The organism is Pseudomonas sp. MWU347, assembly GCF_017947305.1.
Taxonomy (GTDB): domain Bacteria; phylum Pseudomonadota; class Gammaproteobacteria; order Pseudomonadales; family Pseudomonadaceae; genus Aquipseudomonas; species Aquipseudomonas putida_A.
Genome location: NZ_JAFGZB010000008.1, coordinates 185899 through 208193 on the forward strand (window position 1 = coordinate 185899; position 22295 = coordinate 208193).

Consider the following 22295-nt stretch of genomic DNA (forward strand, 5'->3'; position numbering starts at 1 on the left):
TTGCTCCCGAAGACTGACTCACTGGCAACCAAACCCTAGCGTTTGATCACTACATCCTGTTCCAACATCAATTCCTTCTTCCCGGCATCCAAGCGAACCAGCGCCCCCATCGGCAGCGTCAGGTTCGGATCACAATGCCCGCTGCGCCACCCCGACAGCACCGGAATCCGTAACGGCTCGAAGGTCTGCTTGAGCAAGCGATTCAACGTCTCGACATCCACCCCGGCGACATCCCCCACCAGCACACCGCGCAATCTGGCCAGCTTGCCAGCCAGGCGCATCTGCGTGAGCAAACGGTCAATCCGATATAGCGGCTCGTTGACGTCTTCGATCAGCAGAATCACGCCCTCGACGTCAATCTCATAAGGTGTGCCCAGCGTCGAGGCAATCATCGCCAGATTGCCGCCAAGCAAACGCCCGTGAGCGATGCCAGGTTCGACCGTGGTCAATGGATAAGCCACCGGATGGCTCAACACACTCCCCGCCTTCAACTGACCGCGCAACATGGCGAAGAATGAGGTGACGGTAGGTGGCTCCTTGTCGCCCAGCAGGTCGGCATTGAGCAGCGGGCCATGGAAGGTCACGAACCCTGCGTAGCGACTGATCGCCAGATGCAGTGCGGTGATGTCGCTGTAGCCGACAAACGGCTTGGCGTGACGACTCAGCAAGTCGTAATCGATCCGGTCCAGCAGGCGCGGCGTGCCGTAACCACCGCGCAGGCAAATGATCGCGTCGACTTCAGGGTCGACGAAAGCGGCGTGCAGGTCGTTGAGGCGCACGTCATCGCTGCCGGCCAGATAGCCGTCCTTCTCGTAGACACCGGGGAACACCTTCAGTGCATAGCCGCGGGCACGCATCCACTGCACAGCCTTGTCAGTGTCCAGTGCACCGGGGCCGGCGGGGGCAATCACACCGATCAGTCCTTCGGACGGCAGCGCCGGCACAGGCTTATGCGGAAAAAGGGTGTGAGTCGGTCGAACGGTCATCCATGGGTCTCCCTGTGAATTCATGAACACACAGTAGTCAGGTACAGAGACAAACAAAAGAGTGCGTGGCAGGCCCAAACAAAAATACCCGCCGAAGCGGGTATTTTTCGAGGCTATCAGCGCCGGATCAGGAACCGAGCAGTTCAGCCTTGACCAGTTTCGCCTGCTCGTCGGCGTGATACGAGGAACGTACCAGCGGGCCGGAAGCAACGTTCTTGAAGCCCATCTTGTAACCTTCCTCGGCGAACCAGGCGAAGGTGTCCGGGTGCACGAAACGCTGCACCGGCAAGTGGCTGCGCGACGGTTGCAGGTACTGGCCGAGGGTCAGCATGTCAATGTCGTGTTCGCGCATGCGCTTCATGACTTCGATGACTTCTTCGTCGGTCTCGCCCAGACCCAGCATCAGGCCGGATTTGGTCGGGATGTGCGGCATCATCTGCTTGAAGCGTTGCAGCAGGGTCAGCGACCACTGGTAATCCGAACCCGGACGCGCAGCCTTGTACAGGCGCGGCACGGTTTCCAGGTTGTGGTTGAACACATCCGGCGGCTCGGCAGCGGTGATTTCCAAGGCGATGTCCATGCGGCCACGGTAGTCCGGGACCAGGGTTTCCAGCTGCACGTTCGGCGACAGCTTGCGGATCTCGCGGATGCAATCAGCAAAGTGCTGGGCACCGCCGTCACGCAGGTCGTCGCGGTCAACCGAGGTGATCACCACGTACTTGAGCTTGAGGTCGGCAATGGCGATCGCCAGGCTCTCCGGCTCGTTGACGTCCAGTGGTTTCGGACGACCGTGGCCAACGTCGCAGAACGGGCAACGACGGGTGCAGATGTCGCCCATGATCATGAAGGTCGCGGTGCCGCCGGAGAAGCACTCGCCCAGGTTCGGGCAGGAGGCTTCTTCGCAGACGCTGTGCAGCTTGTGCTTGCGCAGCAGACTCTTGATCCGGTCGACTTCCGGCGAAACCGGGATGCGCACGCGAATCCAGTCGGGTTTCTTCGGCAGTTCGGTGGTCGGAATGATCTTTACCGGGATGCGTGCAACCTTCTCGGCGCCGCGCAGCTTGACGCCGGCTTCAACCTTGGGACGCGGGGCCGGGCGCTCGGTCACGTCGAGCGTCGGGATCATGGTTTGCACTGCATCAGTAGTCATATCAGTCGATTCCGCCCGTCAGGGTCGTCTGCTCAGCATAGTCGAGGTGTTTGACGAGCTGCGCGCGCAGCCGGGCACTTACCTCGGCAAATTCAATCGATCCTGCGTGATCGCTCAGCTGGGTCATCGCCAGCCCGGCATAGCCGCAGGGATTAATCCGTCGAAACGGCTCCAGGTTCATATCCACGTTCAGGGCCAGGCCATGAAAGGAGCAACCGTGGCGAATCCGCAAACCCAGAGAAGCGATTTTCGCTCCGTCGACGTAGACGCCGGGAGCATCTGGCTTGGCTACAGCGGTCACGCCGTAGCTGTCCAGCAATTCGATCAGGCAGTGTTCCATGCGCGTGACCAGATCACGTACGCCAAAGCCCAGCTTGCGCACATCCAGCAACAGGTAAGCCACCAATTGGCCCGGGCCATGATAAGTCACCTGCCCGCCGCGATCGACCTGTACCACCGGGATATCGCCCGGCAGCAACAGGTGTTCGGCCTTGCCGGCCTGGCCTTGGGTGAACACCGGAGGGTGCTCGACCAGCCAGATTTCGTCGGCGGCATCGCTGCCGCGTTCGTTGGTGAAGCGTTGCATGGCATGCCAGACCGGCTCGTAAGCCATCTGGCCAAGTTCGCGAAAGCCCAGCGTGCCTGGCATCACAACACCATGTGCACGAAACCGGAAGCCCGCAGTTCGCTGTTGATGTTGTACAGCTGATCCTGGTCTGTCGCGACGATGTGCAGCTGAATGGTGGTGTACTTGCCGTTGCTGCTTTGACGCTCGTCGATGCGCTCATCATTGATGGTCGCGTGTTTCTTGACGATGTCGATGATCTTGTCTTTGTTGCCGACGCCCGTATCGCTGATCACCTTAATCGGATAATCAGTCTGCGGAAATTCGATCTTTGGCGCCTTTACTTCGGTATCGGTCATGGCGTAACGGCCTCTAGAGCGCAAGCCGTGGTAACGCACATGGCCCCGCACCGGATCGGGGCGGGGCCATGCAGGTCAACACAAATCAGTTGAACAAGCCGTAGAAGAATAGACGGATGCTATCCCACATGCGGCGGAAGATACCACCCTCCTCGACAGCGTCCAGAGCGATCAGGTCAGCGCTGTGCACTACCTTGTCGTCCAGTTTCACTTCGACTTTACCGATCACGTCGCCCTTGGCGATTGGCGCGGTCAGTTGCGGGTTCATGGTCATGCTGGCAGCGAGCTTTTTCAGCTGGCCTTTTGGCAGGGTCATGGTCAGGTCTTCAGCCAGGCCGGCCTTGACTTGACTGGTGGTGCCTTTCCACACCGGGGCCTGAGCCAGTTCGGTGCCCTTCTGGTAGAAGGTCTGGGTTTCGAAGAAACGGAAACCGTAGGTCAGCAGCTTCTGGGTTTCAGCAGCACGGGCCACTTCGCTGTTGGTGCCGAACACCACGGCGATCAGACGCTGGCCATCACGGACAGCCGAGGACACCATGCAGTAGCCGGCTTCGTCGGTGTGACCGGTTTTCAGACCGTCAACGGTTTTGTCGCGCCACAGCAGCAGGTTGCGGTTAGGCTGCTTGATGCCGTTCCAGAAGAACTCTTTCTGCGAGTAGATCGCGTAGTGAGCCGGGTCTTCGTGGATGATCGCGCGCGCCAGGATCGCCATGTCGTGAGCCGACGAATAGTGCTCAGGGTTCGGCAGACCGGTCGGGTTCATGAAGTGCGAGTTGGTCATGCCCAGATCGGCGACCGTCTTGTTCATCAGGTCGGCGAACGCGTCTTCGCTGCCGGCGATGTGCTCGGACAGCGCCACGCTGGCGTCGTTGCCGGACTGGATGATGATGCCGTGCAGCAGGTCGCTGACGGTCACTTGCGAGCCGACTTTGATGAACATCCGCGAACCGCCGGTACGCCAGGCGTTTTCGCTGACGGTCACCGGGTCGTTCTCACCGATCTGGCCGCGACGGATTTCCAGCGTAGCGATGTACGCGGTCATCAGTTTGGTCAGGCTGGCTGGCGGCAGACGCTGGTCACCGTTGTTCTCCACCAGCACGTTGCCGCTGCTGGCGTCCATGAGCACGTAGGCTTTTGCAGCCAGTTGAGGTGGCGACGGCATCATCTCGGCCGCGAAAGCGGCTGGCGAGAGGAGCAGCGGGACTAGCAGACACAGGCGTTTGGCAAAGGTGGTGATGTTCATCCGTCTCTCGAAATCGCTAATGGAAACTTGCCCGAAGGCAAAACTATTCAGACAGCCTTCTAACGGGCCATCGCGTGTTCAGTTGCTCACTCCAGTCACCCTTGCCGGGCTTTTGTTCTTCGACGAGCCAACAACCTGGTTCACCCCCCAAAACCGCAAGTGAACCGTCAATCAAGTGCTACGTTTCTTACTCGGTGACCACGCTCGGCGAGCCGAGATTGGCCAGGCGCACGCTGTTCTGCACCTGCGCGATCTCACCCGGCGACCCGATCGGCCCCAGGCGTACCCGGTGCAGGGTCTGCTGATTGCGCACGATCGAGCTGATGAACACCGGAGCGCTCACCATCCCGCTGAGCTTCGACCTCAGGAGTTCTGCAGCGTCCGGGTTGGCGAACGCGCCCACCTGCAGATACTGGCCAGACGCTGGTGCAGAAGCGTTTTTTTTTGCGCTGATCTGTACAGGGACAGTATCAGAGGCATGTTGCTGCGGCGGCGGGGTCCACTGCTCGATGGTACCGGCCGACGCCGTGATCACCGGGGCGCTATTCTGCGCGACTTGCGGCTCGTTGAGCATCAGCGGCGCCGGACGGCCCTTGGCGGCCCACCATTGCTGCGGATCGATGCCCTCGACCTTGACCCGCGCGGTGCCGATTTCGGCATAACCGAGCTTCTTCGCGGCCGCGTAGGACAAGTCAATGATCCGGTCCGAATAGAACGGCCCGCGATCGTTGACCCGCAGGATCACGCTCTTGTTGTTGTCCAGGTTGGTCACCCGAACGTAACTTGGCAGTGGCAGAGTCTTGTGAGCGGCACTCATGCCGTACAGGTCATACACTTCGCCGTTGGCGGTGTTCTGCCCGTGGAACTTGGTGCCGTACCAGGACGCCGTACCCGAGGCGACGTAGGTCTTGGATTCCTGCAACGGGAAATAGGTCTTGCCCAGCACGGTGTACGGGTTGGCCTTGTAGGGGCCGGTGTGCAGGGTCGGCGTGGCGTCGGGGATGCGCGAAACATCGACATCCCACCACGGCGCGCCGTCTTTGTGCGCGCGGTTGATGTCCAGCCCCGGCTGCGCACGTACGGCGGTGGACGAGGTCTTCTGGGTTGGCGCGCGGCTGGTCGAACAGCTGGCGACCAGCACCGCCAACGCGGCGAATGCCACCAGCTTCAGGGGTTTATTGATAGGCAATGCCCGCATTACTTGACGCCCCGTGCTTTTACCAGCTCTTCAGACAGTTGATGTACGGCCATGGCGTACATCACGCTGCGGTTATAACGCGTGATCGCGTAGAAATTCTTCAGGCCCATCCAGTATTCAGGGCCGTTGTCGCCTTCGAGGCGAAATGCAGTAACCGGCATATCATCGCGCAGCGCATCATGACTTGACCAGCCCAACGCCCGCAACTCTCCGACCGTTTTCGTCGGCTCGATGCCGGTGGTCAGGCCTTCATCGACCTGCTCGCCGCGCACATCGGCGCGACTGACCACTGGTTCCCCGGCGAGCCAGCCATGCCGTTTGAAGTAACTGGCCACGCTGCCGATCGCATCGTCCGGATTGGTCCAGATATTGATGTGACCGTCACCGTCGAAATCCACCGCATAGGCGCGAAAGCTGCTCGGCATGAATTGCGGCAGGCCCATCGCCCCGGCGTACGAGCCTTTGAGGGTCAATGGATCGACCTGTTCTTCACGGGCCAGCAGCAGGAACTCACGCAATTCCTTGCGGAAAAATTCGGCACGGGGAGGATAGTCGAAACCGAGCGTGGACAACGCATCAATCACCCGGTAATTGCCGGTATTACGTCCGAAAAAGGTCTCGACGCCAATGATCGACACGATGACTTGTGCCGGTACACCGTACTCCTGCTCGGCACGGGCCAGCACGGCCTCGTGCTGGCGCCAGAAGTCCACACCACGGGCGATGCGCGCGTCGGTGATGAACATCGGGCGATATTCTTTCCACTGCTTGACCCGCTCGGCGGGTTTGGAGATGGCGTCGAGAATCGCCTGCTTGCGCTGCGCCTCGCGGAACACCGCCATCAGTTGCTCGCCGGCAAAACCGTAGTCGCGGGTCATTTCACCGACGAATTCGGCCACCTGCGGTGAGCCTTCGTAATCGCCGGCCAGCGCTTCCTGCGCGCTGCCAAGGATGCCGACCAGGCCGACCCACGGCGCGTAACGAGTCGCCCAGCTGCGCATGACTTGCATTGAACTCTTCACCTTATTCAAACCTGTGCGATCCACTTGCGATGCGTATGAATCGACATCAAAACCCCAAACGCTGACAGCAGTGTCACCAGCGAAGTTCCTCCGTAGCTAATGAAGGGCAACGGCACCCCCACCACCGGCAACAGGCCACTGACCATACCGATGTTGACGAAAACATAAACAAAAAACGTCATGGTCAGCGCGCCGGCGAGCAATTTGCCAAACAGCGTCTGCGCCTGGGCGGTAATCACCAGGCCGCGACCGATCAGCAACAGATAGATCAGCAGCAGCGCGCAGATGCCCACCAGGCCGAACTCCTCGCCCAGTACGGCGATGATGAAGTCGGTGTGGCTTTCCGGCAAAAAGTCCAGGTGCGACTGGGTGCCCAGCAGCCAACCCTTGCCGAACACACCGCCGGAACCGATCGCGGCTTTCGACTGGATGATGTTCCAGCCGGTGCCGAGCGGATCGCTTTCCGGGTCGAGGAAGGTCAGGATCCGCTGCTTCTGGTAGTCGTGCATGATGAAGAACCACATGGCGATCGCCACCGGTACGGCGGCGGCCAGCACGCTGAGGATCCAGCGCCAGCGCAGCCCGCCCATGAACAGCACGAACGCGCCGCCGGCCAGAATCAGCAGTGACGTACCAAGGTCAGGCTGGCGCACGATCAGAATGAACGGCACGCCGATCAGCATCAGGCTGATGCCGACATGCTTGAGTTGCGGCGGTAGCGTGCGTTTGGACAGATACCAGGCAATCGTCGCCGGCATCAGAATCTTCATGAACTCCGAGGGCTGGAAGCGGATCACCCCGGGGATGTTGATCCAGCGCGTCGCGCCCATGGCGTTGTGGCCCATGATGTCCACCACCAACAGCAGCACCACGCCGATCACGTAACCGAGCGGTACCCAACGCGCCATGAACCGTGGTTCGAACTGGGCGATGACAATCATCGACACCAGGCCGATGCCGAACGAAGTGGCTTGTTTGCCCAGCAGATCCCAGCTTTTGCCACTGGCCGAATACAGCACGAACAGACTGCCCGCAGCGAGGATCAGCAGCAGGATCAACAGCGGGCCATCGATATGCAGGCGTTGCAGCAGCGTCGCCCGGCGACGCATCACATCCTCGCTAGAGAGCATGCGATCAAAATTATTCATCACGGGCCGTAGCCTCCGCACTGATAGGACCGGCGTATTCGGCCTTCAATCGACCCTCCTGATCCAGAAGCCAGGCATCCATGACCTGACGCACCACTGGCGCGGCGACACCGGAGCCGGACTCACCGTTCTCGACCATCACCGAAACCACTATTTTCGGGTTGTCGGCCGGGGCGAAACCAACGAACAAGGCGTGGTCGCGGTGGCGTTCCTGAACCTTGGAACGGTCGTATTTTTCACCTTGTTTGATCGCGACGACCTGAGCGGTACCGGACTTGCCGGCGATGCGGTATTGCGCACCGATTGCTGCCTTGCGCGCAGTACCCCGGGCGCCGTGCATCACCTGCTGCATGCCGTGGTTGACCTTGGTCCAGTCCGACGGATCGCGCAGGACGATGTCCGGCATCGGGTTCTCGTCTACCGGTTTGGCGCCCTCAATGGTCTTGGCCAGGTGCGGCCGGTTCCAGATGCCTTTGTTGGCGACCAGCGCCGTGGCCTGCGCCAGTTGCAACGGTGTGGACTGCATATAACCCTGGCCAATCCCCAGAATCAGAGTTTCACCCGGGAACCACGCCTGCTTGCGCGTCGCACGCTTCCACTCGCGGGACGGCATCAGGCCGGGGGATTCTTCGAACATGTCCAGCGAGACCTTCTGGCCGATGCCGAACTTGTTCATGTAGGCCGACAACCGATCGATGCCCAGCTTGTGCGCCAGGTCATAGAAGTAGGTGTCGTTGGAACGCATGATCGCCGTGTCGAGATCGACGAAGCCGTCACCGGTGCGGTTCCAGTTGCGGTACTTGTGATCGTAGTTGGGCAGCATGTAGTAACCGGGGTCGAACACCCGGCTCGACGCTGTCACTACGCCAGAATCGAGACCGGCAATCGCCACCGCCGGCTTGATCGTCGAACCCGGCGGGTACAGGCCGCGCAGCACGCGGTTGAACAGCGGCCGGTCGATGGAATCGCGCAGTTCGGCATAGGCCTTGAAGCTGATGCCGGTGACGAACAGGTTCGGGTCGAAACTCGGCTGGCTGACCATCGCCAGCACTTCGCCAGTCTTCGGATCGAGCGCCACCACCGCGCCGCGACGCCCGCCCAGCGCGGCTTCGGCCGCTTCCTGCAGTTTGATGTCCAGGCTCAGGACGATGTCCTTGCCGGGAATCGGATCGGTACGCTTGAGCACGCGCAATACGCGGCCCCGAGCGTTGGTTTCGACTTCCTCGTAACCCACCTGGCCGTGCAGTTCCGGCTCGTAGAAACGCTCGATGCCGGTCTTGCCGATGTGGTGGGTGCCGCTGTAGTTGACCGGGTCGAGGGTCTTCAGCTCTTTCTCGTTGATGCGCCCCATGTAACCCACCGAGTGCGCAAAATGCGCGCCCTGCGGGTAGTGGCGCACCAGCTGCGCGACCACTTCCACCCCTGGCAGGCGGAACTGGTTCACCGCGATCCGGGCGATCTGCTCTTCGGTCAACTCGAACAGGATCGGCACCGGCTCGAATGGCCGACGCCCCTGACGCATGCGTTTCTCGAAGATCACCCGGTCCTCGGGCGTCAGCTGCAGCACTTCGACGATCACGTCGAGCACTTGCTGCCAGTCGCCGGAACGTTCGCGGGTCATGCTCAGGCTGAAGCTCGGGCGGTTGTCCGCCACCACCACGCCGTTGCGGTCGAAGATCAAGCCGCGGGTCGGCGGAATCGGCTGCACGTGGACGCGGTTGTTTTCCGAGAGCGTCGAGTGGTACTCGTACTGGATCACCTGCAAGTAGTACAGCCGCGCAATCAATACGCAGATCAACAGCATGACCGCAATGGCCCCGAACACGACGCGGCTACGCACCAGGCGGGCGTCCTTTTCGTGGTCCTTGATGCGGATCGGCTGAGACATGAGAGCAGGACTACTTGTGGTAAGGGTGACCGGACAGCACGGTCCAGGCACGGTACAGCTGTTCGCCGATCAGGATCCGCACCAGCGGGTGCGGCAAGGTCAGCGGCGACAACGACCAGCGCTGATCGGCGCGGGCGCAGACTTCCGGCGCCAGCCCTTCGGGGCCACCGACCATGAAATTGACCGTGCGCGAATCCAGCCGCCAACGGTCGAGTTCGACCGCCAGTTGCTCGGTGCTCCAGGGCTTGCCGTGGACTTCCAGCGTGACGATCCGCTCGTTCGGCCCGACCTTGGCCAGCATGGCTTCGCCTTCCTGGCGGATGAAACGGGCCACGTCGGCGTTCTTGCCACGGGTATTGAGCGGAATTTCCACCAGTTCCAGCGCCAGTTCGGACGGAAGACGCTTGGCATATTCATGCCAGCCTTCTTCCACCCACTTGGGCATGCGTGAACCGACGGCGATCAGTCGCAGTCGCACAGCAATCCCTTACAGCTGGTCTTTGTTGAGCTTGGTGAAATGCTCGTGGGTGTTTTCCGGGCTGTGGTGCTTGGCGTCTGCCGCACGGCTTTGCTCGGCACCGGCCCACAGGCGTTCCAGGTCGTAGAACTGACGCGCCGAGGCAGTCATCATGTGCACGATCACCAGGTCGAGGTCGAGCAGCACCCAGTCGCTGTCGCCCTTGCCTTCTTCGCCCAGCGGCTTGGCGCCCTGCTTTTTGACTTCTTCACGGACCTTGTCCAGCATCGCGTTGATCTGGCGATTGGACGTACCGGTGGCGATGATCATGTAGTCGGTGATGCTCTGCTTGTCGCGCACATCGATGATCTGGATGTCTTGTGCCTTGACGTCTTCCAGAGCTGCCACGGCAACCTTGACCAGCTCGTCGCCCTTGAGCGGCTCGTTGGTGTTGGCGACTTCCGGCAGCGGTGCGCTCTTGAACGTGCCTTTGCGCTTAACTTTGCTTACGTCTTTGTCAGTCATATAAAACTCGTTTTGCTCGTATATTCGGCGGCTTGGCGATACGTGGATTCGTATCAGTGAAGCACGCCTTGTTCAGTTCGACGCACGGTACAGACCGTGCGCATCGATGTAGGCCAGGACCGCGTCGGGCACCAGGAAACGTACCGACTTACCGCTGGCCAGCAGTTGACGGATCTGGGTGGCGGAAACCGCGAGCGGTGTCTGCCAGACGAATGCAATCTGTCCGCTCGGCCCTTTCAGGGCCAGCGGGTCGCTCACCGAACGCGCTGCCAGCAGGTTGCGCAAGGCATCCGGCGGTTCGCTGTCGGCGTCCGGGCGCTGTAGCACCAGGATGTGGCAATGCTGGAGCAACTCTTCCCAGCGGTGCCAAGTGGGCAGGCCGCAAAATGCGTCCCAGCCCAAAAGCAGAAAAACCTGGGTCTCGGCGGCCATTTCGGCACGCATCAACTCCAGGGTATCAATGGTGTAAGACGGTTTGTCCCGCTGCAATTCGCGGGCGTCCACCACCAGCGGCGGCACTCCGGCCACCGCGCACTCGACCATTGCCAACCGATCCTGCGCCGACACCTGCGGCGTATCGCGGTGCGGCGGCCGGGCGCTGGGCATCATGCGCAGCTCGTCGAGCAGCAGCGCTTCGGCGACTTCCAGCGCACCACGCAAATGGCCGATGTGCACCGGGTCGAACGTGCCGCCCAGTACGCCGATGCGCCGGGGTCGGAGTTCGCCGTCAGGCAGCGGCGCTGTCAAGTCGAGGTCGGTCAAGTCAGACCGTCGCCTGGCCGCGCAACTGGCCATCACCGACCACGATGTACTTCTCGCAGGTCAGTCCTTCGAGGCCCACCGGGCCGCGGGCGTGCAGCTTATCAGTAGAAATGCCGATCTCGGCACCCAATCCGTATTCGAATCCATCGGCGAAGCAGGTCGGGGTGTTGATCATCACCGACGCCGAGTCGACTTCCGCGACGAAACGCCGGGTGTCGGCGAGGTTTTCGCTGACGATCGAGTCGGTGTGATGCGAGCCGTAATGGTTGATGTGTTCGATGGCCTGATCCAGTCCGTCGACCACGCGGATCGACAGGATCGGCGCCAGATACTCGGTGCTCCAGTCGTCTTCGCTGGCCGCCACCGCGTCGATGATCGCGCGGGTGCGTTCGCAGCCACGCAGCTCGACGCCTTTCTCGCGGAACTGGGCAGCCATCGACGGCAGGAAATCCTTCGCAACACTTTGATCAACCAGCAAGGTCTCCATCGCGCCGCAGATGCCATAACGGTAAGTCTTGGCATTGAAGGCGATGCGCTGGGCTTTGGCCAGATCGGCGTGCTCGCTGACAAATACGTGGCAGATGCCGTCCAGGTGTTTGATCACCGGCACCCGGGCATCACGGCTGATACGTTCGATCAGGCCACGGCCACCGCGCGGCACGATCACGTCGACATACTCGGGCATGCTGATCATCGCGCCGACGGCGGCACGGTCGGTGGTTTCGACCACTTGCACCACGGCTGCCGGCAATTCGGCCTCGGCCAGACCGCGCTGAATGCACGCGGCAATCGCCCGGTTGGAATGAATCGCCTCGGAGCCACCACGCAGGATGGTCGCGTTACCGGACTTCAGGCACAGGCTGGCGGCATCGATGGTCACGTTGGGCCGGGATTCGTAGATGATCCCGATCACGCCCAGCGGCACGCGCATCTTGCCGACCTGAATCCCGGACGGACGAAAGCTCATGTCACGGATCGCACCGACCGGATCCGGCAGTGCCGCCACCTGACGCAGTCCGACGATCATGCCGTCGATGCGCGCCGGGGTCAGTTCCAGGCGCTCCAGCAGTGCCGGCTCCAGACCGTTGGCGCGACCGGCGGCCAGATCCTGTTCATTGGCTGCGGCCAGCTCGGCGCGAGCAGCGTCCAGCGCATTGGCAGCAGCCTGCAAGGCGCGGTTTTTCTGCGCGGTGCTGGCACGGCCGATGACCCGGGAAGCTTCGCGGGCGGCGCGACCCAATCGGGTCATGTAGTCAAGAACGGACTCAGTCATGGTCTGCTGGGGTCTTGGCAAAGAGGAAAGCGGCAGATTATAGCTGTCGCGTCCCGGGACTAACAGCGGTGACAGGCGGATGGTCGAAATGGACTGCAATTTGCCGACGTTCAGCCGTAATTAAGCCGCGGATTGTTATCATCACGACCTCCTTCGCCTGGATAAACACCGTTTGCCATGTCCAACCTGACCGATCGCGCCATCGCCGAGCGCCTGCCACTGGGCCTCCCGGACGTTTTTTTCGACCGTGACGCGCAAGTGCTGGCCCGCGATCTGCTCGGCAAAGTCATCCGCCACCGGGTCGGCGATCTGTGGCTCAGCGCCCGGATCATCGAAACCGAAGCCTATTACTGCGCGGAAAAAGGCAGTCATGCATCGCTCGGCTATACGGAAAAACGTAAGGCTTTGTTTCTGGATGGCGGGCACATCTATATGTATTACGCCCGCGGTGGCGATTCGCTGAACTTCAGCGCTCAGGGGCCGGGCAATGCGGTGCTGATCAAGTCCGCTTACCCGTGGGTCGATGAGGTCAGCGGGCCGGCGAGTCTGGCGCAGATGCTGCTGAACAATCCCGATGCCCAAGGCCGGCCGCGTCCTTCGCAAAAGCTTTGCGCCGGGCAGACGCTGCTGTGCAAGGCGCTTGGGCTGAAGGTGCCAATGTGGGACGCCAAGCGTTTCGATCATGAGCTGATGCTGGTGGAAGACACCGGGCCGGCGCCGACCCAGATTATCCAGACCACCCGCCTGGGCATCCCCCATGGCCGCGACGAACACCTGATGTACCGCTTCGTCGACGCCGCGTATGCCCAGTGGTGCACGCGGAACCCGCTGCGCCGGGGCCAGGTCGAAGGTCGCGATTATTTTTTGCTGTCCTGAAGTGACACAGGTTTTGAACCCAATGCGCCCTTGTGGGAGCGGGCTTGCTCGCGAAGAGGGCGTGTCAGATACGAGCTCGTTGATGACACACCGCATTCGCGAGCAAGCCCGCTCCCACAGGGGTACTGAGTGATTGCTGATATTTTGTGCAGCCTTCGGGACTTATTGAAGATTTGATGGAGTTGTGTGTATGGGCCCATGGCTCGATAGCGTGACCGGGTGGCTCGCCGCCAATCCGCAGTGGCTGGCCGCTGCGGTGTTTATCGTCGCATTCGTGGAGTGTCTGGCCATTGCCGGGCTGATCGTGCCCGGCACGGTGTTGCTGTTTGCCGTGGCCGTACTCGCCGGCAGCGGCGCACTGTCGTTGAGTGAAACCCTGCTGCTGGGCTTTCTCGGCGGGATACTCGGCGATGTGATCTCGTACTTCCTCGGCCGCCATTTCCATCAGAACATCCGCCGCCTGCCGGGGCTGCGCCACCATCCGGAATGGATGGCCGGGGCCGAAACCTACTTCCAGCGTTACGGCATCGCCAGCCTGCTGGTCGGGCGCTTCATCGGCCCGTTGCGGCCGATGCTGCCGATGGTTGCCGGGATGTGCGACATGCCCTTCCCGCGTTTCGCCGCCGTCAGCCTGCTGGCCGCTGCCGGCTGGAGCGTCGCCTACCTGCTGCCGGGTTGGGCCACCGGAGCGGCGATCCGCTTGCCGCTGCCGGAAGGTTTCTGGCTGCAGGCCGGCATCGTTGCCGCCAGTATTGCGGTGATGGTCGGCATGAGCGTCAACAGCAGCTTGCGCCAGCATCGCCGGGCGACGATCTGGATCAGCAGCATGAGCCTGTTGATTCTGATCGGCCTGTTTATTGGCTATCCGTATCTGCACGCCCTCGACCAGGGCGTGATGACCCTGGTGCAGGAACATCGGCAGCCGATGCTCGATGAAATCGCGGTGACGTTCACCCTGATCGGTGAATTCCGCAATATGCTGATGTTCAGCGCCCTGCTCACCGGTCTGTTGCTGCTGTGCCGGCAATGGCGCCAGGCAATCTTTGCCGGTGGCGTGCTGCTGTGCACCGCGCTCCTCAATACCGTCACCAAACAGTTTTTCGCCCGGGTACGCCCGGAGGTGCTGACCGATCCGCTGACCAGCTACAGCATGCCCAGCGGTCATGCCTCCGGTTCGTTCGCGCTGTTTCTGGTGCTGGCGGTCCTCGCCGGTCGCGGCCAACCGCCGCGCATGCGCCTGACCTGGCTGCTGCTCGGCTGTATTCCGGCGCTGTCGATTGCTTTGTCACGGGTGTATCTGGGGGCGCACTGGCCGACGGATATTCTGGCCGGCGCAATGCTGGCGGCATGCGTATGTGCGGCGGGCTTGTGGCTGAGCCAGCGCAAGGCGCCGCTCAACGCCATGCCGTTCAAGGTCTGGTGGCTGGTTCTGCCGGCGCTGCTGGCGTTGTTCAGCCTGTTCGTTCTGCGGCATCTGCCGGACACGATGTTGCGTTACGCCTACTGATACTCAGGCGAACAGCTCACCCTGCAGCTCATCGAGCAGCGCCTGGATCGCATCCAGTCGCTGCTGCGGATCGTCGAGTTGCAGCAGGTCGATCTTGTCTTCTTCGGCGAACGGCAGCAGATACGCCAGCTGATTGGCCAGCGACTGCTGCCCCAGCGCTTCGGTGCCCATGTTCAACGCCTCGACCATCGGGTGCTCGGCCAAGGCCTTGAGCAGCGCCACCAGATCGGCGTCTTCGTCCTGCAACGGTTGCTCCGGCTCATCGTCCAGCCACTCGACGTCGGCGAGGATCAACTGATCGCGCTGCACTTCCGTGCGCAACACCTGAAAACGCCGCCCGCCCTGCACCCGGATCCCGAGCAGACCGTTGTCCTGTTGCTGGAAATCGGTGATCCGCGCTTCGCAGCCGACCAGGGCAAAGCCTTCTGCCGCGACGCCGACTTCATGGCCATCGAGGATGCACACCACGCCGAAACCGCCGCCCTGCTTCATGCAGCGGCCGATCATGTCCAGGTAGCGCGCCTCGAAGATCTGCAAGTCGAGGTTGCAGCCGGGGAACAGCACTGTGTTGAGCGGAAAAAGCGGCAAACTCATAGACATTTCCTTACACCACCATCGACACCGCCAACGGCAGGAACACCGCCGTGGCCACGCCCATCAGACTCATCGCCAGCGCCGCGAAGGCGCCGCACTCATCGCTTTCCTGCAACGCCACCGACGTGCCAACCGCGTGTGCGGTCATGCCCAGCGCCATGCCGCGCGCCTCAGGGCGGTGCACGCCGAGCCGGGTCAGCAACGCCGGACCGAAGATCGCGCCGATCACCCCAGTGATCAGCACGAACACCGCCGCCAGCGCCGCCACGCCACCGATCTGCTCGGCCACCAGCATGGCAATTGGCGAGGTCACCGACTTCGGCGCCATGGTCATCAGAATCATGTGCTCGGCACCGAACCACCAGCCGAGCAACACGCCCATGCCCGTGGCGACCACGCCGCCTATCACCAGCGTAGTAAAAATCGGCCAGAACAATTGGCGGATGCGCTTGAGGTTGAGATACAGCGGCACCGCCAGCGCCACCGTCGCCGGGCCCAGCAGAATGCTGAGGATTTCGGTGCTCTTGCGGTACTCGGCGTAGGTCAGGCCGCAGCCGACCAGCACGCCGATCACCACCAGCATCGAGACCAGCACCGGTTGCAGAAAGATCCAGCGGGTTTTCTCGAACGCCGCCAGTACCAGTTGATAGGCACCGAGGGTGATGCCGATGCCGAACAACGGATGATGAATGACCGAAGCCCAGGCGCCTTGCCAATCGAAGAGCATCACGACTCCTCCGAGTGCGGCGCATGGCGCTTGACCAGGCGTTGCATCAGCACCCCGGCGAAGGCCATCGACAGGATCAACGACAACACCAGCGCGCCGACAATGGCCCAGAAGTCAGCGGCAATGTCGCTCGCATAAACCATCACGCCCACCGCCGGCGGCACCAGCAGCAACGGCAGATAGCGCAGCAGGCTGCCGGCCGCGAGGTTCAGCGGCTCGCCGACTTCACCGCGAATGATCAGGAACACCAGCAACAGCAGCAGGCCGATGATCGGCCCCGGCAGCACCGGCAACAGCAAATGGTTGAGTGCCGTGCCGAGCAATTGGAACAGCACCAGCATGGTCAGGCCACGTAACAACATCAGACATCTCCCCCCGCAAGTCCTCGGCATTATAAGCACGGCAGCGCTATGGATCGGCATTCGCCAAAAGCATGGTCGGTTGACCGGAGCAAATCGCCATGTTGATCTACAGTGGTTCGCAGGGCGGTCAAATCCCCCACCTGAAAAACTATAAAACCGATGAACCCAAGGAGAGTCTCAATGCCCTATGTTCCCGTTGCAGAGCTCAAAGATTATGTCGGCAAGGAACTCGGACGTTCCGAATGGCTCACCATCGATCAGGAGCGCATCAACCTGTTCGCCGAAGCCACCGGGGATTATCAGTTCATCCATGTCGATCCGGTCAAAGCCGCGCAAACGCCTTTTGGCAGCACCATTGCCCACGGTTTCCTGTCGTTGTCGCTGATCCCGAAACTGATGGAAGACATCCTCGTGCTGCCGCAAGGCCTGAAGATGGTGGTCAATTACGGTCTGGACAGCGTGCGTTTCATCCAGCCGGTGAAGGTCAATTCAAAAGTGCGCCTGAAGGTCGATCTGGCCGAAGTGACCGAGAAAAAACCCGGTCAATGGCTGCTCAAGGCCACCGCGACGCTTGAGATAGAAGGCTCGGACAAACCGGCCTATATCGCAGAACCGCTGTCGCTCTGCTTCGTTTGAGTCACGGGATGCGAAACAGCGCACGCTGTTTCGCATCAGCGCTGTTTTCCCGGCTGTATAAGGTCACATAGCTGCGGCATACTCGGTCGCCTAATTGCCCGGATCCCGCTATGCGCCCACTCGCTTCTCTTGCACCCCTTGCCCTGACCCTGATGCTCACCGCGTGCGGCGACGGCGAATCGCTGTTGCCCCCGGATGCACGGCTGCCGGACGGCGGACGCTATCGCGGCGAACTGGTCAACGGCTTGCTGCAAGGCCAGGGCCGCGTCGACTACCCCAACGGCAGTTGGTACGCCGGGCAGTTCGACAAGGGCCAATGGCATGGCCAGGGCGAGTGGCACGGCAGCAACGGCGAAGTCTATCGCGGCCAGTTTCAGCAGGGGCTGTTCGATGGCCAGGGCAGCCTGACCACCAGCGCCAGCAGTTACACCGGCGGTTTCAAGCAGGGCCGGCGCGATGGCGAAGGCACCCTCAAGGAAAACGCCATGACCTACCGTGGCGAGTTCAAGGCTGACCAGTATTCCGGGCTGGGCCGTCTGGAAATGGACGACGGCAGCTCCTATCAAGGCCAGTTCGCCCACGGCAAACCCAACGGCGAAGGCCAGCGCGGCGACTCTAGCGGCAACACCTTCAGCGGCCATTTCGTCAACGGCCAGCTCGAAGGCAATGGCACCTTCAACAGTGCCGATGGCGACATCTATGTCGGCGGCTTCAAGAACAGCCAGCTGCACGGCAAGGGCCGCTACGAGAACGCCGACGGCGACGTGTGGCTCGGCCAGTTCAAGGAAGGCGCGCTGACCGGCAAGGGCGAATTGATCGGCGCCGACGGCAGCCACTACATCGGCTACTTCAACGACTGGCGCTTCAGCGGCCAGGGCCGTTTGAACCTGTCTGACGGCAGCTTCTACATCGGCGGGTTCGACGGCGACAGCTACGCCGGACGCGGCACTCTGGTGCTGACTGACGGCACCGTGCTCAGCGGCACGTGGATCAACGGCCAGCGCGTACGTGACGCCGACGGCAAGCTGTTGCCCGACACCCTCGAACTCGGCTTGCTGGCCCAAGGGCGTCTGCTCGATGACGCACTGGCCGCCGTGCCTGCCTCAACTCCGGCAGTCGAGCTGTACACCCTGACCCTCGGCGGCGACGGCAAGCAAAGCGTGTTCCTGCGCGAGTCCGACTACGTCGCCAACATGCTCACCACACGTTTCGGTGCCTACGGCCAGATTCGTCTGGTCAACCACCGCGACCACCTCGTCGACCGGCCGATGGCCACTCGCGAAAACCTGCGCCGCGCCGCGCAGACCCTCGCTGAACGCAGCGGCCCGGAAGACCTGGTGTTCATCTACCTGACCAGCCACGGCACCGCCGAACACGAGCTGGTGCTCGACCAGTCGCGCATGGAGTTGGCCGACCTGCCCGCCGACGAACTCGCCGCCGTGCTCGCGCCACTGAAAAATCGCGACAAGGTGATCGTGATCTCATCGTGCTATTCCGGCGGTTTCATCCCCGCGCTGAAAGATGAGCGCACACTGATCATGACCGCCTCGCGCGCCGATCGCGTGTCGTTCGGTTGCTCGGAAGAAGCCAACTTCACCTACTTCGGCGACGCTCTGTTCGCTCAGGCCCTGAACCAGACCGACGATCTGGAGCAGGCCTTCAAACTGGCCAAGGCCACCGTCGCCGAGCGCGAACTGGCGGATAACTTCGAAGCCTCGGAGCCACAGATCTGGGCACCGAAAACCGTGCTGGCACACTGGCAACTGCTGCGTAAACAGCAGGCCAGAAAAGCGTTGCAGAGTGCTGCATTGAACGACGGAGCAACAAACAGCAACTAAGCTGAACAGTATCAAGGGAGAAACACTATGTACTTGACGCCTCAGCACGTTTTGCTTGCCGGAGCCACCGGACTGACCGGTGAGCATCTGCTCGACCGTTTGCTCAACGAGCCGACGATCACCCGCGTGCTCGCCCCGTCCCGTCGTCCATTGGCGGAGCATCCGCACCTGGAAAACCCGGTGGGCGACCCACAAGCGTTTCTGCCGCAACTCGGTGGTCGCGTCGATATCGCCTATTGCTGCCTCGGCACCACCATCAAACAGGCGGGTTCCGAAGCCGCGTTCCGCGCGGTGGATCTGGACATGGTGGTGGCCTTCGCCAAACGTGCGCGGGAGATGGGCGCGCGGCACCTGATCGTGATCAGCGCGCTGGGCGCCGATCCGAAATCGTCGATTTTCTACAACCGGGTCAAAGGCGAGATGGAGCAGGCGTTGCGCGCGCAGGACTGGCCGCAACTGACCATCTGCCGGCCATCGCTGTTGCTGGGTGATCGTACCGAACCGCGCCTGGGCGAACAGCTGGCGGCGCCGTTTTCCAAACTGATTCCCGGCAAGTACCGCGGCATCGAAGCCTGCCAACTGGCCCGGGCGATGTGGCGCCTGGCGCTGGAAGAACAGGATGGGGTGCGGATCGTCGAGTCGGATGAGTTGCGCAAGCTCGGCAAGTAAACACCGTACTTTGTGGCGAGGGGATTTATCCCCGATCGGCTGCGCAGCAGTCGTCGTTTTTCAGATTTTGGGGGCGCTGCGCCCCCCATCGGGGATAAATCCCCTCGCCACACTCCCCTACAATCCGCCAGTCGCCTGAAACCCCACGCCAATCACGGTCAGCAAAGACAACGGCAACAACAGCGTATCGAGCAACGCACTCGCCGGCAGGTCCACTCCCGGATAACTCGGCGCCTCAGCTCCGAAGCGGTCCATCGCACAGCACCCGCCATTCATCGCGTACAAATCCAGGCGCGTCCCGGAATACACCACCGGCGCCCCCGGCTTGGCGGCATCCAGCGTGCGCGCGGTGGCGCAGCCGGCCAGTTGCAGCGCCAGCGCAATCATCAACAGCTTATTCATCGCTGCTCAGATGATGCTCGCCCCAACGCGGCAGCATGTCCTGTGGAATGCCCAACAGATTGAGAATCCGCGCGACGACGAAATCGATCAGGTCGTCGATGGTCTGCGGCTGGTGATAGAAGCCCGGCGAAGCCGGCAGGATGGTCACGCCCATGTTCGACAACTTGAGCATGTGCTCCAGATGAATGCTCGAATACGGTGCCTCGCGCGGCACCAGAATCAACTGGCGCCGCTCCTTCAAGGTGACGTCCGCCGCGCGCTCGATCAGGTTGTTGCACGCGCCCGTGGCAATCGCCGACAAGGTACCCGTGGAACACGGCACCACGACCATCGCCGCCGGCGCGCCGGAGCCCGAGGCTACCGGCGACATCCAGTCTTCCTTGCCGTACACACGGATCTGCCCGGCAGCCGCCCCGGTATATTCGGTGAGAAACGCCTGCATCATCTGCGGCTTGGGCGGCAGCGTGACATCGGTTTCGGTGGCCATCACCAGTTGCGCGGCCTTGGAGATCAGGAAGTGCACTTCGCGATCTTCCCGTACCAGGCAGTCGAGCAGGCGCAATCCATACTGCGCGCCAGACGCGCCGGTCATCGCCAGCGTGATGCGTTCCGGGCCGCCGCTCTGGGCAAAAGTGTTCATTGCAGTGCCTCGGCGAGTTTGCCGTGCAGACCGCCGAAGCCACCGTTGCTCATGATCACCACGTGAGTGCCGGGCTGGGCCTGGCTCTTCACGCGTTCGATGATGCCTTCCAGCGAGTCGCTGACAATCGATGGCACGCTGCACAGCGCGGCGGTGGCGCCCAGATCCCAACCGAGGTTGGCCGGGGCGTACCAGATCACTTGATCGGCATCGACCACGCTGTCCGGCAGACCGTCACGGTGTGCGCCGAGCTTCATCGAGTTGGAGCGCGGCTCGATGATCGCGATCAGCGGTGCGTCGCCGATACGCTTGCGCAAGCCATCGAGGGTGGTGGCGATCGCAGTCGGGTGGTGGGCGAAGTCGTCGTAGATAGTGATGCCGCGCACTTCGGCGACTTTCTCCATCCGGCGTTTGACGTTCTTGAATGCACTCAAGCCGGCGATGCCCATCGACGGCACCACACCGACATGCCGCGCCGCTGCCAGCGCAGCCAAGGCGTTGGCGACGTTGTGCTGACCGGTCAGCTCCCATTCGACAGTGCCCTGGGACACGCCTTCGAACATTACTTCGAACGCCGAGCCATCGTCTTTGAGCAACCTGACCTGCCACTGACCGCCGACGCCGGTGGTTTGCACCGGGGTCCAGCAGCCCATTTCGATCACGCGCTGCAGGGCAGGTTCGGTGGTCGGGTGGATCACCAGACCTTCGCTCGGAATAGTCCGCACCAAGTGGTGGAACTGCCGCTCGATCGCCGGCAAATCGGGGAAGATGTCGGCGTGATCGAACTCAAGGTTGTTGAGGATCGCGGTGCGCGGGCGGTAGTGGACGAACTTCGAACGCTTGTCGAAAAACGCGCTGTCGTACTCGTCGGCCTCGATCACGAAGAAAGGCGTGCCGCCCAGACGTGCGGACACCGAGAAGTTCTGCGGCACGCCGCCGATCAGGAACCCCGGGCTCATGCCGGCATGTTCCAGCACCCAGGCGAGCATGCTGCTGGTGGTGGTCTTGCCGTGCGTGCCGGCAACCGCCAGCACCCAGCGCCCTTGCAGCACGTGATCGGCCAGCCACTGCGGGCCGGAGACGTACGGCAGGCCTTTGTTCAGCACATATTCCACCGCCGGGTTGCCGCGGGACATGGCGTTGCCGATCACCACCAGATCCGGTGCCGGATCGAGCTGGGCCGGGTCGTAGCCCTGGGTCAACTGAATGCCCTGGGCCTCAAGCTGCGTGCTCATCGGCGGATAGACGTTGGCGTCGGAGCCGGTCACGTGATGGCCCAGCTCTTTGGCCAGAACCGCCATCGAGCCCATGAAAGTCCCGCAGATACCCAGAATATGAATGTGCATAGTCGACCTCGTAAAACATGGCCGCAGGTTAGCGTAGGGTGGGAAAAATCGCACCTGGTGTTTCGCCTGCGCCGACGCCTTCGCGAGCAAGCCCGCTCCCACAAGGTTGGCGCTGATCCTGT

24 protein-coding genes are annotated in these 22295 nt (G+C 61.9%); 5 read left to right on the forward strand and 19 right to left on the reverse strand.

Annotation, left to right across the window (positions count from 1 at the left end; translation table 11 throughout):
* Positions 1 to 35: 35 nt before the first annotated feature.
* The 13 genes from KCG87_RS18475 to KCG87_RS18535 form a co-directional block, all read right to left on the reverse strand.
* Positions 36 to 986 (reverse strand): LD-carboxypeptidase, encoded by a 951-nt coding sequence (locus KCG87_RS18475; RefSeq protein ID WP_210558605.1) that lies wholly within the window; start codon positions 984 to 986, stop codon positions 36 to 38.
* A gap of 127 nt (positions 987 to 1113) precedes the next feature.
* Positions 1114 to 2112 carry a lipoyl synthase gene (gene lipA / locus KCG87_RS18480; RefSeq protein ID WP_160768663.1) on the reverse strand — a complete coding sequence of 333 codons (999 nt, stop codon included), beginning with the start codon at positions 2110 to 2112 and terminating at the stop codon, positions 1114 to 1116.
* 25 nt (positions 2113 to 2137) lie between these two features.
* Complete coding sequence (gene lipB / locus KCG87_RS18485) at positions 2138 to 2785, reverse strand: lipoyl(octanoyl) transferase LipB (protein ID WP_098965778.1); 648 nt, start codon at positions 2783 to 2785, stop codon at positions 2138 to 2140.
* Positions 2785 to 3060, reverse strand: a complete 276-nt coding sequence (locus tag KCG87_RS18490) for a DUF493 domain-containing protein (protein ID WP_027612895.1) — start codon at positions 3058 to 3060, stop codon at positions 2785 to 2787. The genes lipB and KCG87_RS18490 overlap by 1 nt, the downstream gene beginning before the upstream one ends.
* Positions 3061 to 3145: 85 nt before the next feature.
* Positions 3146 to 4303, reverse strand: a complete 1158-nt coding sequence (locus KCG87_RS18495) for a D-alanyl-D-alanine carboxypeptidase family protein (RefSeq protein ID WP_003228546.1) — start codon at positions 4301 to 4303, stop codon at positions 3146 to 3148.
* Positions 4304 to 4490: 187 nt separating this feature from the next.
* Positions 4491 to 5501, reverse strand: a complete 1011-nt coding sequence (locus KCG87_RS18500; protein WP_007960588.1) for a septal ring lytic transglycosylase RlpA family protein — start codon at positions 5499 to 5501, stop codon at positions 4491 to 4493.
* A complete protein-coding gene (gene mltB / locus KCG87_RS18505; RefSeq protein ID WP_134787409.1) occupies positions 5501 to 6511 on the reverse strand; it encodes a lytic murein transglycosylase B in 1011 nt (336 codons plus the stop codon). Before mltB ends, KCG87_RS18500 begins: the two co-directional genes overlap by 1 nt.
* 17 nt (positions 6512 to 6528) lie before the next feature.
* On the reverse strand, positions 6529 to 7632 hold the full coding sequence (gene rodA, locus KCG87_RS18510; protein ID WP_166497270.1) for a rod shape-determining protein RodA: 1104 nt from the start codon (positions 7630 to 7632) through the stop codon (positions 6529 to 6531).
* A 31-nt stretch (positions 7633 to 7663) separates the two neighbouring features.
* Positions 7664 to 9559, reverse strand: coding sequence for a penicillin-binding protein 2 (mrdA, locus tag KCG87_RS18515; RefSeq protein ID WP_096796302.1), 1896 nt, complete (start codon positions 9557 to 9559; stop codon positions 7664 to 7666).
* Positions 9560 to 9569: 10 nt separating this feature from the next.
* The gene (gene rlmH / locus KCG87_RS18520; protein WP_003185785.1) at positions 9570 to 10037 is read right to left on the reverse strand and encodes a 23S rRNA (pseudouridine(1915)-N(3))-methyltransferase RlmH; all 468 of its coding nucleotides are present in this window, start codon (positions 10035 to 10037) and stop codon (positions 9570 to 9572) included.
* 9 nt (positions 10038 to 10046) lie between these two features.
* Positions 10047 to 10541, reverse strand: coding sequence for a ribosome silencing factor (gene rsfS, locus KCG87_RS18525; RefSeq protein WP_007960601.1), 495 nt, complete (start codon positions 10539 to 10541; stop codon positions 10047 to 10049).
* Between the two features lie 72 nt (positions 10542 to 10613).
* Positions 10614 to 11336, reverse strand: coding sequence for a nicotinate-nucleotide adenylyltransferase (nadD, locus tag KCG87_RS18530; protein WP_049827899.1), 723 nt, complete (start codon positions 11334 to 11336; stop codon positions 10614 to 10616).
* Positions 11305 to 12576: a glutamate-5-semialdehyde dehydrogenase gene (locus KCG87_RS18535; RefSeq protein WP_095139181.1), complete on the reverse strand. Its 1272-nt coding sequence runs from the start codon at positions 12574 to 12576 to the stop codon at positions 11305 to 11307. The genes nadD and KCG87_RS18535 overlap by 32 nt, the downstream gene beginning before the upstream one ends.
* A gap of 177 nt (positions 12577 to 12753) precedes the next feature.
* On the opposite strand from KCG87_RS18535, the gene KCG87_RS18540 reads away from it, so the two are divergent.
* Both KCG87_RS18540 and KCG87_RS18545 read left to right on the forward strand, forming a co-directional pair.
* Entirely contained in the window at positions 12754 to 13452 is a 699-nt protein-coding gene (locus KCG87_RS18540) for a DNA-3-methyladenine glycosylase (RefSeq protein ID WP_210558604.1), read from the forward strand.
* Positions 13453 to 13642: 190 nt separating this feature from the next.
* Complete coding sequence (locus KCG87_RS18545; protein ID WP_134787410.1) at positions 13643 to 14959, forward strand: bifunctional DedA family/phosphatase PAP2 family protein; 1317 nt, start codon at positions 13643 to 13645, stop codon at positions 14957 to 14959.
* A 3-nt stretch (positions 14960 to 14962) separates the two neighbouring features.
* On the opposite strand, the gene KCG87_RS18550 is transcribed toward KCG87_RS18545, so the two are convergent.
* The 3 genes from KCG87_RS18550 to KCG87_RS18560 are packed head-to-tail and all read right to left on the reverse strand — an operon-like array spanning position 14963 to position 16642.
* Positions 14963 to 15553: an LON peptidase substrate-binding domain-containing protein gene (locus KCG87_RS18550; protein ID WP_210558603.1), complete on the reverse strand. Its 591-nt coding sequence runs from the start codon at positions 15551 to 15553 to the stop codon at positions 14963 to 14965.
* A gap of 10 nt (positions 15554 to 15563) precedes the next feature.
* A complete protein-coding gene (locus KCG87_RS18555; RefSeq protein ID WP_210558602.1) occupies positions 15564 to 16280 on the reverse strand; it encodes an LrgB family protein in 717 nt (238 codons plus the stop codon).
* Positions 16280 to 16642, reverse strand: a complete 363-nt coding sequence (locus KCG87_RS18560; protein ID WP_095139173.1) for a CidA/LrgA family protein — start codon at positions 16640 to 16642, stop codon at positions 16280 to 16282. Before KCG87_RS18560 ends, KCG87_RS18555 begins: the two co-directional genes overlap by 1 nt.
* 180 nt (positions 16643 to 16822) lie before the next feature.
* Here KCG87_RS18560 and KCG87_RS18565 point away from each other — a divergent pair, with 180 nt between their 5' ends.
* The 3 genes from KCG87_RS18565 (at position 16823) to KCG87_RS18575 (ending at position 19785) form a co-directional block, all read left to right on the forward strand.
* The gene (locus tag KCG87_RS18565) at positions 16823 to 17278 is read left to right on the forward strand and encodes a MaoC family dehydratase (RefSeq protein ID WP_003228575.1); all 456 of its coding nucleotides are present in this window, start codon (positions 16823 to 16825) and stop codon (positions 17276 to 17278) included.
* Between the two features lie 110 nt (positions 17279 to 17388).
* Positions 17389 to 19116: a C13 family peptidase gene (locus KCG87_RS18570; protein ID WP_210558601.1), complete on the forward strand. Its 1728-nt coding sequence runs from the start codon at positions 17389 to 17391 to the stop codon at positions 19114 to 19116.
* Between the two features lie 27 nt (positions 19117 to 19143).
* The gene (locus KCG87_RS18575) at positions 19144 to 19785 is read left to right on the forward strand and encodes an oxidoreductase (RefSeq protein ID WP_210558600.1); all 642 of its coding nucleotides are present in this window, start codon (positions 19144 to 19146) and stop codon (positions 19783 to 19785) included.
* A gap of 117 nt (positions 19786 to 19902) precedes the next feature.
* Here the strand turns inward: KCG87_RS18575 and KCG87_RS18580 are convergent, their stop codons facing one another.
* From KCG87_RS18580 to mpl, 3 genes are read right to left on the reverse strand one after another with little or no spacing between them, the layout of a single operon-like run.
* The gene (locus tag KCG87_RS18580; RefSeq protein WP_096796309.1) at positions 19903 to 20187 is read right to left on the reverse strand and encodes a YceK/YidQ family lipoprotein; all 285 of its coding nucleotides are present in this window, start codon (positions 20185 to 20187) and stop codon (positions 19903 to 19905) included.
* On the reverse strand, positions 20180 to 20827 hold the full coding sequence (gene ubiX / locus KCG87_RS18585) for a flavin prenyltransferase UbiX (RefSeq protein WP_007968137.1): 648 nt from the start codon (positions 20825 to 20827) through the stop codon (positions 20180 to 20182). Before ubiX ends, KCG87_RS18580 begins: the two co-directional genes overlap by 8 nt.
* Positions 20824 to 22173: a UDP-N-acetylmuramate:L-alanyl-gamma-D-glutamyl-meso-diaminopimelate ligase gene (gene mpl / locus KCG87_RS18590; protein WP_210558599.1), complete on the reverse strand. Its 1350-nt coding sequence runs from the start codon at positions 22171 to 22173 to the stop codon at positions 20824 to 20826. Before mpl ends, ubiX begins: the two co-directional genes overlap by 4 nt.
* Between the last annotated feature and the right edge of the window lie 122 nt (positions 22174 to 22295).